Genomic DNA, 18,507 nt, shown 5'->3' with positions numbered 1-18,507 from the left:
CAATACAGTTACCCACCTGCCAATCGTTTTGGAAAGCAAAAGGCCGTCACCCCTTTCGGAGTGGCGGCCTCTTTGTTGCTATGCGTGGGGCTATGGGAATCTAAAGCAGCATGACCGTGGCCAGCCCGAGGAAAATGAAGAAGCCGGCACCGTCCGTAAGCGTGGTGAGGAAGATGCTGGACGCCTGCGCCGGGTCACGCCCAAGTTCCTTGAGGATGAGCGGAATGGAGGCCCCCGCCAGCGCACCGAGCACCATATCCAGCGCCAGCGCCAGTGAAACAACCTGTGCAAGCCGCAGATTCTGGGTGAACCCGAACACCGCGAACATCACCACAATGCCGATGATAAGTCCGCTCAGCAGGCCGATTTTTGCCTCACGCAGCACCGCTATCCACGATTTTTTGCGGTCGAACCGCTCCACGGCAAGCTGGCGGATCATCACGGCAAGTGCCTGCTGGCCCGTGTTTCCGGCCTGATTGGCCACTATGGGCATGAGCACGGCAAGAATGGCCATGGTGGCTATGGATTCTTCGAACATATAGACCACAAAGGCGGAGGCGGCGGAATTGAACATGTTTACCAGAAGCCACGGCAGCCGCACCTTGACGGATTCCAGCCACGGGGTATCCACGGTTTCGTCCTGCCCCGCGCCCACCATGCCGAGCATGTCTTCCGACGCCTCGTCATGGATGATGTCGATGATGTCGTCATAGGTGACGACGCCTAGCAGGCGGCCTTCGTAATCCACCACGGGCAACGCCATAAAATCGTATCGGGCAAGGGTGTGCGCCACTTCTTCCCGGTCCACATCGAAGAGCACGGAGATGAGGCTCTGGTCGGAAAGTTCGTTTTTCAGCACGGAACCGGGACGGCACAGCAGAAGGTCGCGCAGAGACAGCACGCCGGCGAGGCGCAGCTTATCATCCACGATGTAGGCATAGTACGGAATTTCCTTGTCTTCCATCTCGCGGCGGATGTGCATGATAGCCTGATCTGCCGTGAGATTGTGATTAAGGATTATGATTTCCGTGTTCATAATGCCGCCCGCCGTGTCTTCATCAAAGGCGAGCAGCGTGCGGATTTCTTCTGCGTCTCCCGCGTCTTCCGCTTCAACATACCGGAGCAGCTGGTCACGGTGATCTGCATCCAGTTCGCTGAGCACGTCGGCGGCATCGTCCGGAGACATTTCTCCCAGAATGCGCGCGGCAACCTCGGGGTCGAGGTTTTCCAGAATGTCGGTCTGGACGCGGTCTTCCATCTCTGCCAGCGCCTCTGCGGCGTCTTCTGCCGCAAGGTGCTGCATCATGCAGACCTGTTTTTCGAGCGTGAGGTTCTGGATGTGCTCCGCCGCGTCCGCAGGGTGGGCGAATTCTTCCACAGAAATGTTCGCCACCTCTTCGCGGCAGTCCACGGGGATGACTACAGGCTTTGGCGTTTCGCCAGACTCTTCCGGAATGATGGGGGGAGTTGTGCGGGTATCAGTCATAATCTGTCATCCTGCCGGATTTACCTGAAGCCATCCCACACTTTACGCGAAGACGGCTTGACGAAACGGTTACGGAGTCCTAAACACGCAAAGAGAAGGTGCCGTTGCTTGACGCACGCGGCTCCGCAGCATCTGTTGCAGACCAAAATCGGTTCATGGTGACCCGATAGCGGGCACTCATGAACCGCCTGATCGATTCTGCCCGTTTGGCATTGAGCATCTATCATCAAGACGTTCCTACCACAATCCATGAATATTGAAAAATTTTCCAGTTTCTTCCGTGGACAGGCCCATGAATTGCTGTTGCAGGCCATAGACCTTGCCCTGCGCGAAGACGGGCCGGACCTGACATCGGAGGGAATTTTCCCCGCCGGACACCGACTTGCGGCACGCATAATCGCCAAGCAGGAAACGCTGGTGGCAGGGCTGCCGCTCATCCCCCTTGTGATGGAACGATGCCCGGCACGGGACGGCAGCGGAGACTGGTCGTGGCAGCCCCTTGTACAGGAAGGCGAACGGGTGGCGGACAGAACCGTGGTTGCCACCATAGAGGCAGACGCCGCCCGGTTGCTGAAGGCGGAGCGGGTGATCCTGAACTTTATCGCCCACCTTTCGGGCATAGCCAACCTTACCGGCGACTATGTGCGGCAACTGCAGGGCACGGGCTCCCGGTTGCTGGATACCCGCAAGACCCTGCCCTGCCTGCGCTACCCGGAAAAATACGCGGTACTTGTCGGCGGCGGGCTGAACCACAGAAAAAATCTTGCAGACATGCTCATGCTCAAGGACAATCACATTGACCTTGCAGGCGGTATTGCTCCCGCCGTGCACATGCTGCGCGCACGCTACACGCCCTGCCCGCCCATTGAGGTGGAGTGCAGGACACTTGAAGAGGTGCGCGAGGCAGTGGAATGCCGTGCAGACCGCATCATGCTGGACAACATGGAGCCGGAGGGCATTCGCCAGGCTCTGGATATCATTCCGAACGGCATGGAAACCGAGGTGAGCGGGGGCGTGACGCTGGAGAACATACGCTCCGTTGCCTGCGCCTCCGACAGGGGGCCGGATTTCATCTCCGTGGGCAGGCTCACCCACTCCGCACCCGCTGCGGATTTCAGCATGCTTGTGCAGTAACAGAAGGATCACATACATGAACAGCCATGCGGAAACCATTGCCCGCATCCGGAAGGACTTGGGGGAACGCCTTGTCATCATGGGGCACCATTACCAGTCTGATTCCGTTATCCGCCACGTGGACCTGAAGGGCGACTCCCTTGAACTTGCCAGAAAGGTGGAGAGTGTTAAGGCGGAACACATCGTCTTTTGCGGGGTTTACTTCATGGGCGAATCGGCTGCCCTGCTCGCCCGCCAAGGACAGAAGGTATATCTGCCGGAAGAAGACGCCAACTGCGTGATGTCGCAGATGGCTCCCGCAGCCCGCGTGGACAAGGTGCTGCGCCACCTCGCCGGTTCCGGGCGCACCGTGGTGCCTCTTACCTACGTCAATTCCTCCGTGGGTGTGAAGGCCGTGTGCGGGAAACACGGCGGCTCGGTGTGTACATCTGCAAACGCGGAAACCATGATGCGCTGGGCCATGGAACGTGGCGATGCGGTGCTCTTTATCCCGGACAAGAACCTTGGACGCAACACAGCCAACAGGCTGGGGATTCCCGAAAGCGCGTGGCATATGCTGAACATCCGGCAGGACGGCGATGCCGTGGACACCGATGCCGCCGCCCGTGCCCGGTTGCTGCTGTGGCCGGGACTGTGCGCCATTCACGCCCGGTTTAACCTGCGGCAGATTGAGACAGCGCGGCAGGAACATCCCGGCGTGCGCGTGGTGGTACACCCGGAATGCGCACCGGAAGTGGTGGCTGCCTCTGACGCCGCCGGTTCGACCTCGTTCATCATCAACTATGTACGTGAAGCACCGGAAGGCTCCGCTGTAGCCATTGGCACGGAAATAAATCTGGTGGAGCGGCTTGCACAGGAATACCGGGGTCGCAAAACCGTGGTGCCCCTGCTGGAAAGCGCGTGCTCCCACATGGCAAGCGTAACCGAAGAGAAGCTGGCCATAACCTTGCAGGACGTGGCAAACGGCACGGCAGAAGAAGTGCGCGCGCCCATCGGGTTTGCAGACCATGCACGGCTTGCGCTCACGCGCATGCTGGAGGCGTGCGCGTAAGTTTGGCAGGAACATCTCCGGCAAGCATATCCGTCAAACATATCCGGTGAAAATTCCGGCAGAACGTCCGACAGGCTCTCCAAACAGGAACTCGCAACAGGCCAGAAAATGAGCACATATCGCCATATTACCCCCGTTCTTATCATCGGGTCTGGCATTGCGGGGTGCACCACCGCCCTGAGCCTTGCGGACAGCGGTGTTGAATGCACCCTCATCACCTCCGGAGACTCGCTGGACAACGGCAACTCTGCCCTTGCACAGGGGGGCATTGTCTACAAAGCCACGGCGGGCGACCCCCGGCTTCTGGAAAAAGATATTCTTACCGCAGGGCACAACCGCAACTACAAGACCGCGGTGCGCTACCTGTGCACCAAGGGACCGGAATCTGTACGGCGCATTCTGGTGGAACGGCTGAGCATTCCCTTTGCCAAGGCAAGCCCGGACGCGGAATGCGAATGGGACCTTACCCGCGAGGGCGGACACATGGTGCCGCGCATTCTGCACTGCGCGGACTATACGGGCCGGGCCATCATGGACGGGTTGATACAGGCGGTGACTACGCACCCCAACATTACCGTGCTGACCAACCGGACGGCGGTGGACCTGCTGACCAGCCACCACCACACGCGCGACCAGGAATTCAGATATCAGCTGAACAACCAGTGCGTGGGGGCCTATGTATTTAACGAAAAGCTGCGGCATGTGGAAACCATGCTGGCCAACTACACCGTGCTTGCCACGGGCGGGGTGGGTCAGATTTACCTGCACAGCACCAACAGCCCGGCGTCCATAGGCTCCGGGCTTGCCATGGCTTCGCGCGCAGGGGCACGCATTCACAACGCGGAGTATGTGCAGTTTCATCCCACCGCTCTCTTCCACCGCTCCGAACGACGGTTCCTCATCACCGAAGCCATGCGCGGCGAAGGCGCACGGCTGGTGAACGCCAAGGGCGAGCCGTTCATGCAGCGCTATGACACGCGCGCCGACCTTGCCCCGCGCGACATTGTGGCCCGCGCCATTGTGGAAGAAATGCTCAAGAAGGGCGAGGACTGCGTGTATCTGGACCCGAGCGGGGTGAAGCACGACCTTGCCATGCGTTTTCCCACCATTTTCCGGCGCTGTCTGGACCTTGGGATAGATATCCGCAGGGAACTTATTCCCGTGGTGCCCGCTGCCCACTATTTCTGCGGCGGCATTCTGGCGGACCCGAGGGGCCGCACCACGCTGGAGAGGCTGTACGCCGTGGGCGAATGCAACTGCACCGGCGTGCACGGTGCCAACCGTCTGGCCTCCACATCGCTGCTGGAAGCATTGTTATGGGGGCATTCTTCTGCCGACGACATCTGCAAGCGCATAACCCGCAGGTTAAGCAGACGGCTGCGCGATGCAGTGCCCGACTGGGACCCCACGGGCGAGGAGCACAACGACGACCCCGCCCTTATTGCGCAGGACTGGGCACGCATCCGCCATACCATGTGGAACTATGTGGGCATAACCCGCACCACGAGCCGCCTTTCGCGCGCCGTGGAAGACATGGGGCAGCTTGCCAAGAACGTGCACGATTTCTATAAGCGGACTCCGCTTTCCAAACGGCTCATAGACCTGTTCCACGGATGTCAGGCGGCGCATGTGATAACCCTTGCCGCCAAGCGGAACCGGCAGAGCATAGGCTGCCACTACCGCGAAGACTGAGTTGCCATGAAAAAGGCCGCCCCGGAAGGAGCGGCCTTTCAGATTGAGACAACCAGCTATGTGCTCAAACGGCCAGCGTGCAGGGGTAGGTCAGCCCCGGACAGCCCGCAACAGACGTTCTGCCGCAAAGGCAGGGGCAATAACACGCTTGGCGGCGGCCGAGGTCTGCATGCTGCCCCGCTCATCCATCGGCGCGCTTTCCACCGCATCGGCAAGGGCACTCTCAAAGGCTTCGCGCAGTTGGGTGAAGGCCGCCTCCACTTCCGGGTATTCATTGTCTGCACGCCACGGGAGCCGGATATCTTCCGTGACCGTGACTGTGCGGTACGAGGGGGTCATGAGCAGATACCACTCAGCGGGAATCCACTCCGCACGTTCATTCTGTCCGGGCCAGCAATGGGTCCAGCCTGCGTCCGGCGGCTTGGGAATGGGGCTTTGCACACGCACCGCCGGCATGCCCAACTGCACCTCGAATTCAGTGAGGGTGAGCGTGTAGCGCAGGACAGGCCGGAAGTTGCCGCGTTTTTTCAGGATGGTCCACTCCATATCCATTCCCGTATCCTCCCGTTTTCAGGCCGATGGCGGCATGAGCAGCACGTCGCCGAAGGGTGGCGGGGTGTGCGCCCCGTTTGCCGTAACCCACAGGACCGGATACTCCGGCTCTTCCGGGAAATGGCCGCATTCCATGTCCGTAAAATAGATGAGGCAGGCGGGAGAGGTTCCCTCTTCGCGCAGGTGCTCGAACGGCGGGCAAAAATCCGTTCCGCCACCACCCGATACGGTGAATTCCAGCGGCAAATCCCACCGCGAAAGATGTTCGCGCCGGGTTATGGCCGCATCGCAGGTGAAGACGGTGATAGCCGCATCGAATTCTTCCAGCACCGAGGAAAGTTCTGATGCGAAGCGTTCCAGTTCCGGCGGCGTGATACTGCCGGACACATCCACAGCCACGGCCACCTGTGCCAGTTCCTCGTTATGCAGTCCGGGCAGATACAACCCGGTGTGCAAAAACCGCCGGTTTGGGCGAGCCCAGGAAAAATCGTTACGGGCGGCATTATACAGGAACCGCTGCAGCAGTTCCCGCCAATCCAGCGCGGGTTGATGCCCGCCATCAAGCAGACGTTCCAGACTGCCGGGCAGGCTGCCGAATTCGCGGGCCTTATGCAGGGCTTCCGAAAGGGCCGCACGCCATGACTGCTCTTCTTGCCGCAGGGATTCGGCTCCGCCGTCGCCTGCTGCCTGAGACGGGGAATCGCGCACCTCGCCGCTCATGCCGGGGTCGCCTTCGGCCTCCGTAGTCTTCTCCGAGGGGCTTTCGCCCTCGGCACCGGAATTGCCGCCCGCGTCTTCCCTTCCGGCTTCAGGCAGAGGCGTTTCGCCTGCATCGCTCTCTTCTCCCGCCTCGCCATCCTCCGCACCCCCGCCGGGAGAACCTTGCTCGGATGCCACCTCCTCGCCCTGCCGCGCGCCGCCTTCGGCACCGCCGTGCGTCTCTTCCTGCAAGGCGAGCAGTCCGGCATAAATGGCGTCTGCGCTCAATCCATGATGGGCAGGATTATCCAGATAGCCGGACGGCAGTTCTATGCCCGCCTCCAGAAGAACAGGGTTAATGGCGTAATCGCAGGCCATGTTCCACAGCCGCTCATCCCTTCCGTTACGGCGTGTATGGTGGTTGCAGACCAGATGCAGCACCTCGTGGCACTGCATTCCCTTGAGCTTGCCGAGGGGCAGGGATTCCACATACAGAGGATTATAGGCGAGCACGCGACCATCGGACCAGGCGGTGCGGCAGGTGGGGTCTTCGCGCATCTCCAGCCGCAGGGCGAGGTGCGCAAAGAAGGGATGGTCGAGCACCAGTTCGCTTCTGGCACGCTGCATCTTGCGGTGTGCCGTTTCATTGATCATAAGGGTTCCCCAGATTATCAGACCAGCACATCGCTGTTTGCGCAGGCCCAGCCCCGGAAGGCTTCCGTCTCTACTATGGAAGGCTGGATCGCCGCCGCATCCCGCATGAGGAGCACTCCGAACTCTACAGGCAGCCGGGAAGCCAGCACCGCAAATTCCGGCATAACCTCTTCCGCCGCCTTGCGGGCCACGGATTCGCACAGGGCGCAGATGACGGCGGGATCTTCCGGCAAATGTATGCCGCCGGGATTGGCGAGAACGGCGTCCGCATCGGGCATGGAGGAGTATTGGCGCAGGAAGGCGCAGAACTCCGCCGCAGCCCCTTCGCCCACGGTTCCGCGGAGGAGTGCTTCAAGCGTAAGCGCAGAGGGATGGGCCGAAAGAATGCGGGACACGAATTCCCATGACCGGGGCGAGGGAAAGGCCTTATCGTTGCGCTTGGGGTCGAAGGCATGGAGAAGGCGCGGGCGGAACTGCAAAAATGCACACAGGCGCGCATCTATGCCCGCCCTTTTGGCCCATGTCAGCCAGTCTTCCAGATCGGGGTCCACATCCAGATGCACCATGCGGTTGGCAAGGGCTGAAGGAATGCGGTGCGTGACGGCCTTATCCGTTTCCCGGTTGCCCGCCGCGATGACGGTCCAGCCTGCAGGCAGTTCGTATTCTCCCAGCCTGCGGTCCAGAACCAGCTGGTAGCAGGCGGCCTGCACGAGGGGCGGCGCGGCGTTCAGTTCATCAAGAAACAGGATTCCCCTGCCCTGTACGGGCAGGAAGGACGGCGGACACCAGACGGTGCGGCCTGCGTCGTCAAACCGGGGAAGACCCCGCAGATCTACCGGGTCCAGCAGCACGGCACGGATATCCACAAGGGTAAGTCCCCTTTCTGCCGCGACCTGCGCCACGATCTGACTTTTGCCCACGCCGGGCGGCCCCCAGAGAAAGGCGGGTTGTTCCACGATGATGAGGGTGGCGAGGGCATTGACTATTTCTGACGGCTTCATGCGGATGTTCCTCCGGTCTGTATGGCTGCTGCGGGTATGCAGGGGTGAACGTAGTGAAATTGAATTTCAAAGTCAACACAGGACTGGATTCACCCTACAGAGACATACATGTGCGGCACGGGGGCGCACCATTCCGCAGAGGACAGGAAAAAGGCCACCCCGATCGGAGCGGCCTTTCGGTCTGCTATTCCTGTGTCTCGCATCTGGGCGGACGGATATGATCCATGACCCTTTGGTAGGCTTTACGGGATTCTTCGGTTTCCAGCGCGGGAATATCTGCCCTGTCCACATACAGAATGGCCGCGCAGGGGCACATTTCCACGCAGGCGGGACCAAGCCCGATAGCGCGGCGCGAGGCGCACAGGTCGCATTTTGCCACGGCCACTCCGCTGCAGGTGGCGAAAAATGCCGCATAGGGACAGGCGATGACGCAGTTGCGTGTTTCGCAGCCACGACAGAGCAGCGGTTGCAGCACCACGGCACCGTCTCTGTCGCGGTTAAGCGCACCACGGCTGCACACGTTCATGCACGATGCCTTTTCGCAGTGCTTGCAGTAGAGGGGGACCATGATTCCCTCTGTGGTCCGGGTCATGGTGATGCGCGGAACATCATACAGAAATTTGCACACGGCCTCGCAGGTTTCGCAGCCGATGCATTTTGCGTAATCTATATAGAGCGTTTTTGTGCCCTCAAGCATATCCTTTGCCTCCGGGACAAGGGGGAGCCGACGGGTGCGCATAATCTGCTGCTGCGTGCCGTCGTGCGGGGTGGATGTGAATACGACACGGAATCCGGAGAATGGCCCGCCATGGCTCCCGCAGTTCCGGGAACGCGGCGAGGCCGTGCAACGCCGGGCTACCGTGTCATCTTGTCCGCGTCAAAATTGTATTCATCCTCACGGTGCTGCGCCTTGAGGTCCAGCCAATTGGCCAGAGAACGCGCGGCACGCAGTCCGCTGTAGACGGCCTTGCCTATCTTGCTGGGGCCGGAGAGCACATCGCCCGCCACGAAAACATTGTCTATGGCGGTCATGTTCAGCCAGCGCACCTCGCCCCGCCTGACGTTTTCCAGTCCCAGTTCCTTCTGGAACGGCGGGGTGGGAATTTCGCCAATGGCGCTGACCACCACGTCCACGGGCAGGGTTTCGGTTTCTCCGGTTGCGGCGTTGGTTATCTGCAAGGCTTCCACCCTGCCCTCTCCGAGAATGACCACGGGGGATCGGCGTTCCATCCACTGGCAGCCCATTTCGCGCATGCGGTCTATCTCAAAGCTGCCGCAGGGGGCCTCACGCGCGGTGCGCCGGTACAGCAGGTAGACTGCGGAGGCTCCGAGGGAATGGGCGGAATCCACCACATCCACAGCGGAAAAACCGGCTCCGATGACGGCAACGGCCTTGCCCCGCACGTCCGGCACCGCGACGTTGGTGGAGGCATAGCGGACGGCGCGGATGGGGAACAGGAACTCAAGCCCGGAATACACGCCCGGCAGGTTCTCGCCGGGAACGCCCAGTTTGCGGGACTTCCACGAACCGGAACAGATCATGACCGCGTCGTAGTTCTCCACAAGGTCGTTCAGGCTGAGGATGTCGCAGGCGAAGTGGTCGCCTTCTTCCTCGTGCATGGGCGCGCTACAGCATATTTTCGTGTTGGTGCGGAAGACCACGCCGAGGCGTCTTTCAAGGTCGCGCACGCCACGCTGGATGCGGCTTTCCGGTATGCGATGGCCGGGAATGCCGAACACCATGAGGCCGCCCGGTTTGGGCAGCTTGTCGTACACATGCACCTGATATCCGAGGCAGGCCAGATAGCCCGCCGTGGCAAGCCCGGAGGGACCGGCCCCGATGACCGCCACGTTGCGCCCGTTGGGGGGGGCGGATTCCGCCTTCATGAAACCGAAGTTCATGGTTCCGGCACCGGTCTGCGCCGTATTCGTGCTCATTGTCTTATCCTTCTTGTACAGGACAGTACAGGATTGTACCGGTTTAAACCGGCCTGAATCGGCCTGACTTGGCCGGAAGCCGCCTGTATGGGCCTGCACTGGTATACTCCCCCATACCGGAACAGATCGTTCCGCAGGGAAACATGCCGGGTGGTATCCGGAAGTACAGGTATACGCGAAGCAGCACTGCATGCAAGCCGGAACAGTGTGAAAAAGTGAACAATCGCGGCAGGCGCATGGCAGAGGCCGCTTGTCATCGACCTCTTGGAGTGATACAGGAAAAAGACAATTTGCCTATCACCGTTCCAGACCACGCGCAGGCACCCGAAGAGGCGGTGCCCGCAGGAACGCCCCGCATACAGTAACAACGGACCTACGCCTCGGAGGAAAACGCCATGAAAGTCGAACAGATATCCGTATTTCTGGAAAACAAGGCCGGTCGTCTGGCCGAGGTGACGAAGACCCTCGCCGATGCAAAGATCAACATCCGCGCCCTTTCTCTGGCGGACACTTCGGACTTCGGCATCCTGCGCCTTATTGTCAGCGACCATGAGCGCGCAAAGGCCGTGCTCAAAGATAACGGGTTCACCGTGGGCCGGACCACCGTGGTGGCCGTGGAAGTGGACGACAAGCCCGGCGGGCTGCACCACATTCTTTCCACGCTCAGCGACAACGGCGTGAACGTGGAATACATGTACGCCTTTGTGCAGCAGGGCGTGGCCAACGCCACCCTCATCTTCCGCTTTGACAGAACCGATCAGGCTCTGGAGATTTTGCAGAAGCACTGCATTCCCATCGTACCCGGGGAAAAGCTCTACGCCTGCTAACAAGACAACCAAGGCCGGACTGTTCCGGCCTTGTGTATTTTTGAACCCCGAACAGTGCCATGAAAAATAATAAGACCAGAAAAGACAGGCACAATAGCACACCTGCCCCGCCCCTGCATCTTGTACGGGAATCTGATGCCGTGTGGCGTATTGACCCGCAGGGAGACATGCGCGTGCCCTGCCGTCTGTTTGCCACGGACGCAGTGCGCGCCACGCTGGACGCAACCACCCTGCGGCAGGCATGCAACGTGGCCGCCCTGCCCGGCATTGTCACAGCCAGCATGGTCATGCCGGACGCGCACAGCGGATACGGGTTTCCCATAGGCGGGGTTGCCGCGTTTGACCCGGAAGCGGGCGGGGTTGTATCGGCTGGCGGGGTGGGTTTTGACATAGCCTGCGGGGTGCGCTCGCTGGTGACGGGGCTGACCCCGGACGATGTACGTTCCCGCGGGCGGGAGATTGCAGACGCCCTCTTCGCCGCCATTCCCTGCGGGGTGGGTACCGGAGGTGCCATGCCGCTCACTCCCGGCAAGCTGGACGATATGCTGCGGGGAGGAGCCGTATGGGCCGTGGAATCCGGATACGGCACCGCCGCCGACCTGGACAGGACGGAAGAAGGCGGAAGGATGCGCGGAGCCGACCCCGCCCATGTTTCCGCTGAGGCGAAAAAGCGGTTTGCGGACCAATTGGGCACGCTGGGTTCCGGCAACCACTACATGGAAGTGCAGCGGGTGACGCATATCCATGACGCCGAAGCCGCAAGGGCATTCGGGCTGGCGCAGGACGACATTCTGCTTTCCATCCATTGCGGTTCACGCGGACTGGGGCATCAGATAGGCACGGACTATCTGGCCCGGATGACCGAGGCGGCTCCACGATTCGGGCTGCACCTGCCGGACAGGGAGCTGGCCTGCGCACCCATTCTTTCCGAACTGGGCCAGCAGTATCTTGCTGCCATGCGGGCGGGCATAAACTGCGCTCTGGCCAACAGGCAGGTACTGACGCATCTTGCACGGACGGTGCTGCACAGCCTCTTCTCCCACGCGCGGCTGCGCATGGTGTATGACGTTTCGCACAACACCTGCAAAGAAGAAACCCACATGGTGCAGGGGGTTGCCCGCCGTCTCTTTGTGCACCGCAAGGGGGCAACGCGCGCCTTCGGCCCCGGACACGAAGCACTGGGAGCATTCTGCCGCGCCGTGGGGCAGCCTGTTCTGGTAGGCGGCAGCATGGGGACGCCATCGTACATACTGGCCGGGTGCGAATCTGGCGCACAGAGCTTTTATTCCGCCAATCACGGGGCGGGACGAGCCATGAGCCGCACGGCTGCCCGCAGGGATATTGCCGCCAAAGCAATGCTTGCCGCGCTGGACCGCAGCGGCATACATATCCGCACCAAAGACCCGCGAAGCATTGCGGAGGAGGCTCCGCAGGCGTACAAGGACGTGGACACCGTGGTACACGCCACGGAAGCCGCGGGACTTGCGCGGCGCGTGGCCCGGACCGAACCCCTCATCTGCATCAAGGGATAGCCATGAAATATATTTCCGCCTGTACACTGGACTGCCCGGACGCCTGTTCCGTCATTGTGGAAACCGGGCCGGACGGCAAGGTTTCCATTACCGGCAACCCGGACCATCCCTTTACCAGAGGCTTCATCTGCTCCAAGGGACGCAAGGCCCATGAACGCATCATCAGCCCGGAGCGCATTACCACGCCCCTTGCCAAGGTCAACGGCGCGTTCAGGCCCGTGGACTGGGACACCGCGCTGGACCGCATTGCGGACAGGCTGAACGCCCTGCGCCATGTGCCTGCCTCCATACTGCATATACGGTCCCACGGCTACCGGGGCGCACTGGCGGAAGCCAGCCGATTCCTGTTCCGCTCTCTTGGTGCCTCCACCACACGCGGAGCACTGTGTGACGATGCGGGCATAGAGGCCAGCATTGCGGACTTTGGCGCGCTGGACCATAATGACCCCCTAGATATGCTCAACGCCGGATTCATCGTGAACTGGGGCAAAGACCTTTCGCGTTCTTCCATCCACACCGCCCAACTGGTGAAGGAAGTCCGCAAACGCGGCAGAAAGGTTATCTCTATCTCACCCGGCGGAGACGGCAACGCCGAATTTTCTGATACCGTCATACGCATACGCCCCGGAACCGACCGTTTTCTGGCCGCAGCCATCATCCGCAAGCTGCTGGTGCGCGGGTACGCCTCCACCAGTGCCATTTTCAAGACAGCCAACTGGGATGCCTTCAAGGAGCTTATCGCCGCGCAGGACGAACAGAGCCTGCTACGCGACTGCGACTGTTCAGAACAGGACCTGAACCTGCTGGCAAACGTGTACGGCAACATGGATCTGAAGCCCGTTGCCAGCATCATCGGATGGGGCATGCAGCGGCATGTGTTCGGGGCGGAGAACGTGCGCTTCATCAACGCTCTTGGCCTGCTTTCCGGACATGTGGGACGGGCGGGAGGCGGGGTGTATTTCAACATCTCCTCCGGTCGCAACCTCAATACGGACTGGGCAAAGAACGCGGGCACTCCGGCGCGGCGGCTGCTCCTGCCCGCCATCGGCAGAGAGATTTTGCAGGCAACCCCGCCCGTGAAATTTCTGTGGGCGGACGGTTCCAACTTTGTAAATCAGACACCGGACGCGGCGACCAACGCCGCCGCCATGGACGCCATTGACTTTAAGGTGGTGGTGGACGGTTACATGACGGACACCGCCATGCGGGCGGACATTATCCTGCCGTGCGCCATGAACCACGAACGCGAGGAAATTCTGGGGTCGTGCCTGCATAACGGCGTGCAGTATTCCGCCGCCGTGTTTGCCCCGGCAGGAGAGGCGCGGCATGACTTTGACATTATGACGGATATTGCGGCGCGCCTTGGCATTGCAGCCCCCACGCGCGAGGACGTGCTGCGGCAGGCACTGGACAGCCCGTATCTTTCTGTCTCACTGGAAGAATTGCGGGCCAAGGGGTTTGCCATGGCGGACCATCCCGCCGTGGCGTGGGAGAACTATGACTTTGCCCACCCCGACGGAAAATACCGCCTGCCTGAAGCTCTGCACACGGAGCCGCCTGTACCGCAGGGGTTTCCGCTGCAACTGCTTTCGCTCGTACACCGGGATTTTCTGCATTCCCAGATGCCGGAGGTGGTGCAGGATGCTCCGCCTACCGTGTGGGTGAACATAGGGAATCCCGTTCTGCGCACGCTGGACAACACCCGGCCCATCTACCTTGCCACGCCCAAGGGGCGCATGGCGGTGCGCGTGGAGGTGCTGACCGACCTGCACCCGCGTTGTGCCATCATCCGGCGCGGCGGCTGGATGAAGCACGGCAACTGCGCCAATCCGCTCATAGAACCGCGTATCACCGACATGGGAGAAACCGCGGCCTACTACAGCCAGCACGCCCGGCTGGAAAACTAAGCGGATGCCCGACCCCGTTCTTCATACGGCGCGCGCATGCACGGAATGCGGGGCGTGTGTGGCCCTGTGCCCTTTTCTGAAGGACCACGGCACACCAAAAGCACTTGCGCTGGCGCACGAAACCGACGGCCCCGGCACCAGAAGCACTGCCTTTTTGTGCAGCTTGTGCGGACTATGTACGGCCGTATGCCCGGAAGGGCTTGACCCCGCCACCATGCTCCTGTGCATGCGCAGGGCTGCCGTGACCGAAGGAGAACTGGACATAACCCCCTACAGGCCGCTGCTGGCGTATGAACAAACCGGCAGTTCCGCCCTGTTCCGCCATGCCGCACTGCCGGACGGCTGCCGGACGGTATTCTTCCCCGGCTGCACGCTTCCCGGAACCCGCCCCGGCACAACATGGCGGCTTTACACGCACCTGTGTTCCTGCATTCCCGCGCTGGGCATGGTGCTGGACTGCTGCCACAAGCCTTCGCACGACCTTGGCAGACAGGAGTATTTTCTCCGGCGGTTCACGGCCTTATGCCGGAATCTGCGTGAAGCCGGGGTAGAGACAGTGCTCACGGCGTGCCCCAACTGCCACAAGGTGTTCAGCCGGTATGCGGAAGGCCTGCGTGTGCGCACCGTGTATGAAACGCTGACCGGACACCCGCCGCAGAAGCCCGGAGATGCACAGCAGAACCGGACAATGAAAGCGACTGTGACAGCCTTTGGGACCGCCTCTGGGAACGCACCTGAGACATACCCAGTGACCGGCCCTGTGACCGTGCCGGCGACCGCGTCTGGGACGGAGCCTGTGACCGTTCATGACCCTTGCCCGTTGCGCACAGAGACAGCCGTGCACGATGCCGTGCGCACACTGCTGCTGCGCGAGGATATGCGGGTGGAGGAAATGACACACGCACGGGGCCGTACCTTGTGCTGCGGCGAAGGTGGGGCCGTGAGCCTGCGTGCGCCCGAATATGCCCGCCGGTGGACGGCGCGAAGACAGCGGCAGGCAAAGGGCCGGACCATGATCACCTACTGTGCCGGATGTGCCCGGTATCTGAGCTGTCCGGACACCAAGCATTCGGGCGAAGACCTTGCGGCACAGAACCGCAGCAATGGAACGGCTGCACGCCGGAACGATTCCCCGCCCGTTCTTCATGTGCTGGATGTGCTGTTTCCGCATGGAAACGGATGCTCCAAGGCACCGTTACGCGGGCCGTGGACCTATGCCGCGCGCCTGCTGCTGAAGCTGCGCCTAATGTTCCGCCTAATGTTCCGCCTGATGTCATGACTGATGTCATGGCTGATGTCATGGCTGCTTTCATGACTGATGTCGCGCCTGTCGCTGCTCCCTCGTTTGTACCTGCGCCAACAGCCTTGTCAGCCGCTTCATATCAGGCTGTGCCTGAAAGACGCTTCATAAAAACAGGCCCTGGCGCATACCCATATGCGCCAAGGCCTGAAATCGTTGCGAAAACACGGAGTGGAATACTGACTATATCAAACAGCAGAGGCAGCCATGGCAGCCAGCCTATGCCTGTCCTGCATCTTCTGCCTGTCCCGTATCTTCCGGCAGGTTCACACGGGCAGCCACGGGCATGCGCCACCCTGTGCCGAACGCGGTATCCGTTATCTTGAGTCCGGGAGGCGCCTGACGCCGCTTGAATTCGGATATGCGCACGAGATGCAGCACCCTTTCCACGTCCTGCACGGCAAACCCCGCCGCCAGCAGGGAGGCGCGGCACTGCCGCCCTTCCACATGGGCTTTGAGGATGGCGTCCAGCACGTCGTATTCCGGCAGGCTGTCGCTGTCCTTCTGGTCGGGGCGCAGTTCGGCGGAAGGCACTTTGTCTATGATGACCTGCGGGATGCGCTCCGACCCTTCCTGCGTGTTCAGCCAGCGGGAGATGGACCAGACCAGTGTTTTGGGCACGTCCGATATGACGGCCAGACCGCCCGCCATGTCGCCGTAGATGGTGCAGTAGCCCACGGAAAGCTCCGACTTGTTGCCCGTGGTGAGCAGCATGGCCCCCAGTTTGTTGGATATGGCCATGAGCAGATTGCCGCGCACGCGGGACTGGATGTTCTCTTCCGTCACATCACGCGCTCTGCCCTGAAAGACGGGAGCGAGGGCATCTTCAAAGGCATGCATCATCGGCTCAATGGGGATGGTGCGGGTACGGATGCCCAGCCGGGACGCCAGTTCCAGCGAATCGTCCACGCTGCCACGGCTGGAAAACGGGGACGGCATGAGCACACCCAGAACGTTTTCCGGCCCGAGGGCCTCGGCAGCGATAGCGGCGGTGAGCGCGGAATCTATGCCGCCGGAAAGTCCCAGCACCACGGAGGAGAAACCGCACTTGCGCACATAGTCGCGGGTTCCGAGCACCAGTGCCTGCCAAGCCTGAGCTTCCGGGGCAGGGTCGTCTGCCTGCACGGTGCCTGTTCCCGCGAAGGGGTCGGCCAGCACCACATCTTCAGAAAAGCCCTGCCCGCGCGCCACGAGCTTGCCTGCCGCATCAAATACCACGCTTTTGCCCGCAAAAACCAGATCATCGTTGCCGCCCACCTGATTGGCGTAGGCCACGGGAACACCGTGGCGCACGGCAAGGGATGCGAGCATGCGTTCACGCACGGACTGTTTGCCCAGCGAGAAGGGGGAAGCGGAAAGGTTGACCAGAATATCCACCTCGCCGTCCATAAGGTCGGCCACGGGGTCTGTATCGTAATAACGGTGGGATTTCCAGAAGTGCTTGTCGTTCCACACGTCTTCGCAGATGGTTACGCCCACGCGCTTTCCGGCGACCACCACACGGCCGCACCCTTTGCCCGGCTCAAAATACCGGCGTTCGTCAAACACATCATAGGTGGGCAGAAGGGTCTTGTGCGACACCACGGTCACGGAACCGCCTTCCAGCAGCACCGCGCTGTTGTGCACGGGGTTGCCCACGGGATGCGGGTTACGCACGGGCGTACCGACCAGAACAGCCGGGGCGGCGAATCCGTTCTCTCCCGTATCCGCAAGCTGACGGGCCAGTTCCTCCAGTGCGATCCAGCAGGCCTGCGCGAAATTTTCGCGCAGCAGCAGATCGCGCGGAGGATAGCCGCATATGGCGAGTTCCGGCGTGACGCACAGATCGGCCCCGTCATGCGCCGCGCGGAGCACTGCTTCCCGGATACGGCGGGCATTGCCCACCACATCACCCACCACGGGGTTGCACTGCAACAAGGCTATGCGCATCAGAAGATATCCGACATGGTGTACAGCTTGCCGGGCTTCTGGTCCGCCAGCCACGCGGCGGCACGCAGGGAGCCTGCGGCAAAGGTTTCACGCGAGTGAGCCTGATGCGTGACCTCTATGCGTTCGCCCGGTCCGAGGCAGTACACGGTGTGCACGCCCACCACATCGCCGCCGCGAATGGTCTGCACGCCTATCTCCTGCCTGGGGCGTTCGCCGATGAGGCCTTCGCGGTGGTAATTGCCCACGTCCTTCAGGTCCCATCCGCGTGCCTCGGCAAGGCATTCTGCAAGGCGCAACGCCGTTCCGCTGGGGGAGTCTTTCTTTTTGTTGTGGTGCAGTTCCACCATTTCAAGGTCGTAGAGTTCGCCCAGATGCCGCACAAGGTCCGGAAGAATTTTGAGCAGCACATTCACACCCACGCTCATGTTGGGCGACCAGAACACCGGGGTCTTTTTCGCCAGTTCCGCCAGTCTGGCCTTCTGCTCATCATTGAGGCCCGTGGTGCCTATGACAATGCCGTTGCCGTGCCGGGCGGCCGCCTCTGCATGCGCGACGCTCGCTTCCGGCGCGGTGAAATCTATGACGATACCGCCGGGAACCTTGGGCAGCACCTCGTCTAGATCGGTTCCCACTATGCAGCCCCACGCATCCAGCCGCTGGGTATTGCCGGGGCGTTCCACCACGGCGGCAAGGGTGTGCTTGTCGCTGTTTTTCACCATCTGGGCAATGATGTTGCCCATGCGCCCGTTGGCCCCCATGACTATCACTAACACGCTCATATGTTCTCCTTTGGTGTTGCCCATCG

Annotated in this window: 15 protein-coding genes; 7 read left to right on the top strand and 8 right to left on the bottom strand. The window is 61.3% G+C overall.

Annotation, left to right across the window (positions count from 1 at the left end; all coding sequences use genetic code 11):
* Nucleotides 1–100: 100 nt before the first annotated feature.
* Nucleotides 101–1,486, bottom strand: a complete 1,386-nt coding sequence (mgtE, locus tag HUV26_RS15425) for a magnesium transporter (RefSeq protein ID WP_174411029.1) — start codon at nt 1,484–1,486, stop codon at nt 101–103.
* A 249-nt stretch (nt 1,487–1,735) separates the two neighbouring features.
* Between mgtE and nadC the strand changes: the two genes are divergently transcribed.
* The 3 genes from nadC to nadB all read left to right on the top strand — a co-directional run bounded on the left by nadC (nt 1,736) and on the right by nadB (nt 5,363).
* Entirely contained in the window at nt 1,736–2,620 is an 885-nt protein-coding gene (gene nadC, locus HUV26_RS15420) for a carboxylating nicotinate-nucleotide diphosphorylase (protein ID WP_174411028.1), read from the top strand.
* A 16-nt stretch (nt 2,621–2,636) separates the two neighbouring features.
* Nucleotides 2,637–3,671, top strand: a complete 1,035-nt coding sequence (locus HUV26_RS15415) for a quinolinate synthase (protein WP_174411027.1) — start codon at nt 2,637–2,639, stop codon at nt 3,669–3,671.
* Nucleotides 3,672–3,779: 108 nt separating this feature from the next.
* Nucleotides 3,780–5,363, top strand: coding sequence for an L-aspartate oxidase (gene nadB, locus HUV26_RS15410; RefSeq protein WP_174411026.1), 1,584 nt, complete (start codon nt 3,780–3,782; stop codon nt 5,361–5,363).
* A gap of 90 nt (nt 5,364–5,453) precedes the next feature.
* On the opposite strand, the gene HUV26_RS15405 is transcribed toward nadB, so the two are convergent.
* The 5 genes from HUV26_RS15405 to HUV26_RS15385 all read right to left on the bottom strand — a co-directional run bounded on the left by HUV26_RS15405 (nt 5,454) and on the right by HUV26_RS15385 (nt 10,207).
* Complete coding sequence (locus HUV26_RS15405) at nt 5,454–5,915, bottom strand: hypothetical protein (protein ID WP_174411025.1); 462 nt, start codon at nt 5,913–5,915, stop codon at nt 5,454–5,456.
* A gap of 18 nt (nt 5,916–5,933) precedes the next feature.
* Nucleotides 5,934–7,268, bottom strand: a complete 1,335-nt coding sequence (locus HUV26_RS15400) for a vWA domain-containing protein (RefSeq protein WP_174411024.1) — start codon at nt 7,266–7,268, stop codon at nt 5,934–5,936.
* Nucleotides 7,269–7,285: 17 nt separating this feature from the next.
* Nucleotides 7,286–8,269, bottom strand: coding sequence for an AAA family ATPase (locus HUV26_RS15395; protein ID WP_174411023.1), 984 nt, complete (start codon nt 8,267–8,269; stop codon nt 7,286–7,288).
* Between the two features lie 184 nt (nt 8,270–8,453).
* A complete protein-coding gene (locus HUV26_RS15390) occupies nt 8,454–8,966 on the bottom strand; it encodes a 4Fe-4S dicluster domain-containing protein (RefSeq protein ID WP_174411022.1) in 513 nt (170 codons plus the stop codon).
* A gap of 158 nt (nt 8,967–9,124) precedes the next feature.
* On the bottom strand, nt 9,125–10,207 hold the full coding sequence (locus HUV26_RS15385; RefSeq protein ID WP_373869067.1) for an FAD-dependent oxidoreductase: 1,083 nt from the start codon (nt 10,205–10,207) through the stop codon (nt 9,125–9,127).
* Nucleotides 10,208–10,602: 395 nt separating this feature from the next.
* Here HUV26_RS15385 and HUV26_RS15380 point away from each other — a divergent pair, with 395 nt between their 5' ends.
* Genes HUV26_RS15380 through HUV26_RS15365 form a run of 4 tightly spaced genes read left to right on the top strand, consistent with a single transcriptional unit; the run spans nt 10,603 to nt 15,752 of the window.
* Nucleotides 10,603–11,034: an ACT domain-containing protein gene (locus HUV26_RS15380; RefSeq protein ID WP_174411021.1), complete on the top strand. Its 432-nt coding sequence runs from the start codon at nt 10,603–10,605 to the stop codon at nt 11,032–11,034.
* 59 nt (nt 11,035–11,093) lie between these two features.
* Nucleotides 11,094–12,566 carry an RtcB family protein gene (locus HUV26_RS15375; protein WP_174411020.1) on the top strand — a complete coding sequence of 491 codons (1,473 nt, stop codon included), beginning with the start codon at nt 11,094–11,096 and terminating at the stop codon, nt 12,564–12,566.
* A gap of 2 nt (nt 12,567–12,568) precedes the next feature.
* Nucleotides 12,569–14,473 carry a molybdopterin-dependent oxidoreductase gene (locus HUV26_RS15370; RefSeq protein WP_174411019.1) on the top strand — a complete coding sequence of 635 codons (1,905 nt, stop codon included), beginning with the start codon at nt 12,569–12,571 and terminating at the stop codon, nt 14,471–14,473.
* Nucleotides 14,474–14,477: 4 nt separating this feature from the next.
* Nucleotides 14,478–15,752, top strand: a complete 1,275-nt coding sequence (locus tag HUV26_RS15365; protein WP_174411018.1) for a (Fe-S)-binding protein — start codon at nt 14,478–14,480, stop codon at nt 15,750–15,752.
* A gap of 240 nt (nt 15,753–15,992) precedes the next feature.
* Here HUV26_RS15365 and HUV26_RS15360 read toward each other — a convergent pair whose 3' ends face one another.
* Together HUV26_RS15360 and dapB are read right to left on the bottom strand one after the other, a co-directional pair.
* Complete coding sequence (locus tag HUV26_RS15360; RefSeq protein WP_174411017.1) at nt 15,993–17,702, bottom strand: NAD+ synthase; 1,710 nt, start codon at nt 17,700–17,702, stop codon at nt 15,993–15,995.
* Nucleotides 17,702–18,481 carry a 4-hydroxy-tetrahydrodipicolinate reductase gene (dapB, locus tag HUV26_RS15355; RefSeq protein ID WP_174411016.1) on the bottom strand — a complete coding sequence of 260 codons (780 nt, stop codon included), beginning with the start codon at nt 18,479–18,481 and terminating at the stop codon, nt 17,702–17,704. Before dapB ends, HUV26_RS15360 begins: the two co-directional genes overlap by 1 nt.
* Nucleotides 18,482–18,507: the final 26 nt, after the last annotated feature.

Source organism: Desulfovibrio psychrotolerans (genome assembly GCF_013340305.1).
Lineage (GTDB): Bacteria > Desulfobacterota > Desulfovibrionia > Desulfovibrionales > Desulfovibrionaceae > Halodesulfovibrio > Halodesulfovibrio psychrotolerans.
Note: the sequence above shows the minus strand (reverse complement) of the source record. Positions and strands in the feature narration are given on the sequence as shown.

Coding starts and splice junctions, on each gene's coding strand:
- HUV26_RS15390 (WP_174411022.1), bottom strand. CDS start 8,966: ATGCTTGAGGGCACAAAAACGCTCTATATAGATTACGCAAAATGCATC.
- HUV26_RS15405 (WP_174411025.1), bottom strand. CDS start 5,915: ATGGATATGGAGTGGACCATCCTGAAAAAACGCGGCAACTTCCGGCCT.
- HUV26_RS15395 (WP_174411023.1), bottom strand. CDS start 8,269: ATGAAGCCGTCAGAAATAGTCAATGCCCTCGCCACCCTCATCATCGTG.
- dapB (WP_174411016.1), bottom strand. CDS start 18,481: ATGAGCGTGTTAGTGATAGTCATGGGGGCCAACGGGCGCATGGGCAAC.
- HUV26_RS15365 (WP_174411018.1), top strand. CDS start 14,478: ATGCCCGACCCCGTTCTTCATACGGCGCGCGCATGCACGGAATGCGGG.
- HUV26_RS15360 (WP_174411017.1), bottom strand. CDS start 17,702: ATGCGCATAGCCTTGTTGCAGTGCAACCCCGTGGTGGGTGATGTGGTG.
- HUV26_RS15380 (WP_174411021.1), top strand. CDS start 10,603: ATGAAAGTCGAACAGATATCCGTATTTCTGGAAAACAAGGCCGGTCGT.
- HUV26_RS15400 (WP_174411024.1), bottom strand. CDS start 7,268: ATGATCAATGAAACGGCACACCGCAAGATGCAGCGTGCCAGAAGCGAA.
- mgtE (WP_174411029.1), bottom strand. CDS start 1,486: ATGACTGATACCCGCACAACTCCCCCCATCATTCCGGAAGAGTCTGGC.
- HUV26_RS15415 (WP_174411027.1), top strand. CDS start 2,637: ATGAACAGCCATGCGGAAACCATTGCCCGCATCCGGAAGGACTTGGGG.
- HUV26_RS15370 (WP_174411019.1), top strand. CDS start 12,569: ATGAAATATATTTCCGCCTGTACACTGGACTGCCCGGACGCCTGTTCC.
- HUV26_RS15385 (WP_373869067.1), bottom strand. CDS start 10,207: ATGAGCACGAATACGGCGCAGACCGGTGCCGGAACCATGAACTTCGGT.
- nadB (WP_174411026.1), top strand. CDS start 3,780: ATGAGCACATATCGCCATATTACCCCCGTTCTTATCATCGGGTCTGGC.
- nadC (WP_174411028.1), top strand. CDS start 1,736: ATGAATATTGAAAAATTTTCCAGTTTCTTCCGTGGACAGGCCCATGAA.
- HUV26_RS15375 (WP_174411020.1), top strand. CDS start 11,094: ATGAAAAATAATAAGACCAGAAAAGACAGGCACAATAGCACACCTGCC.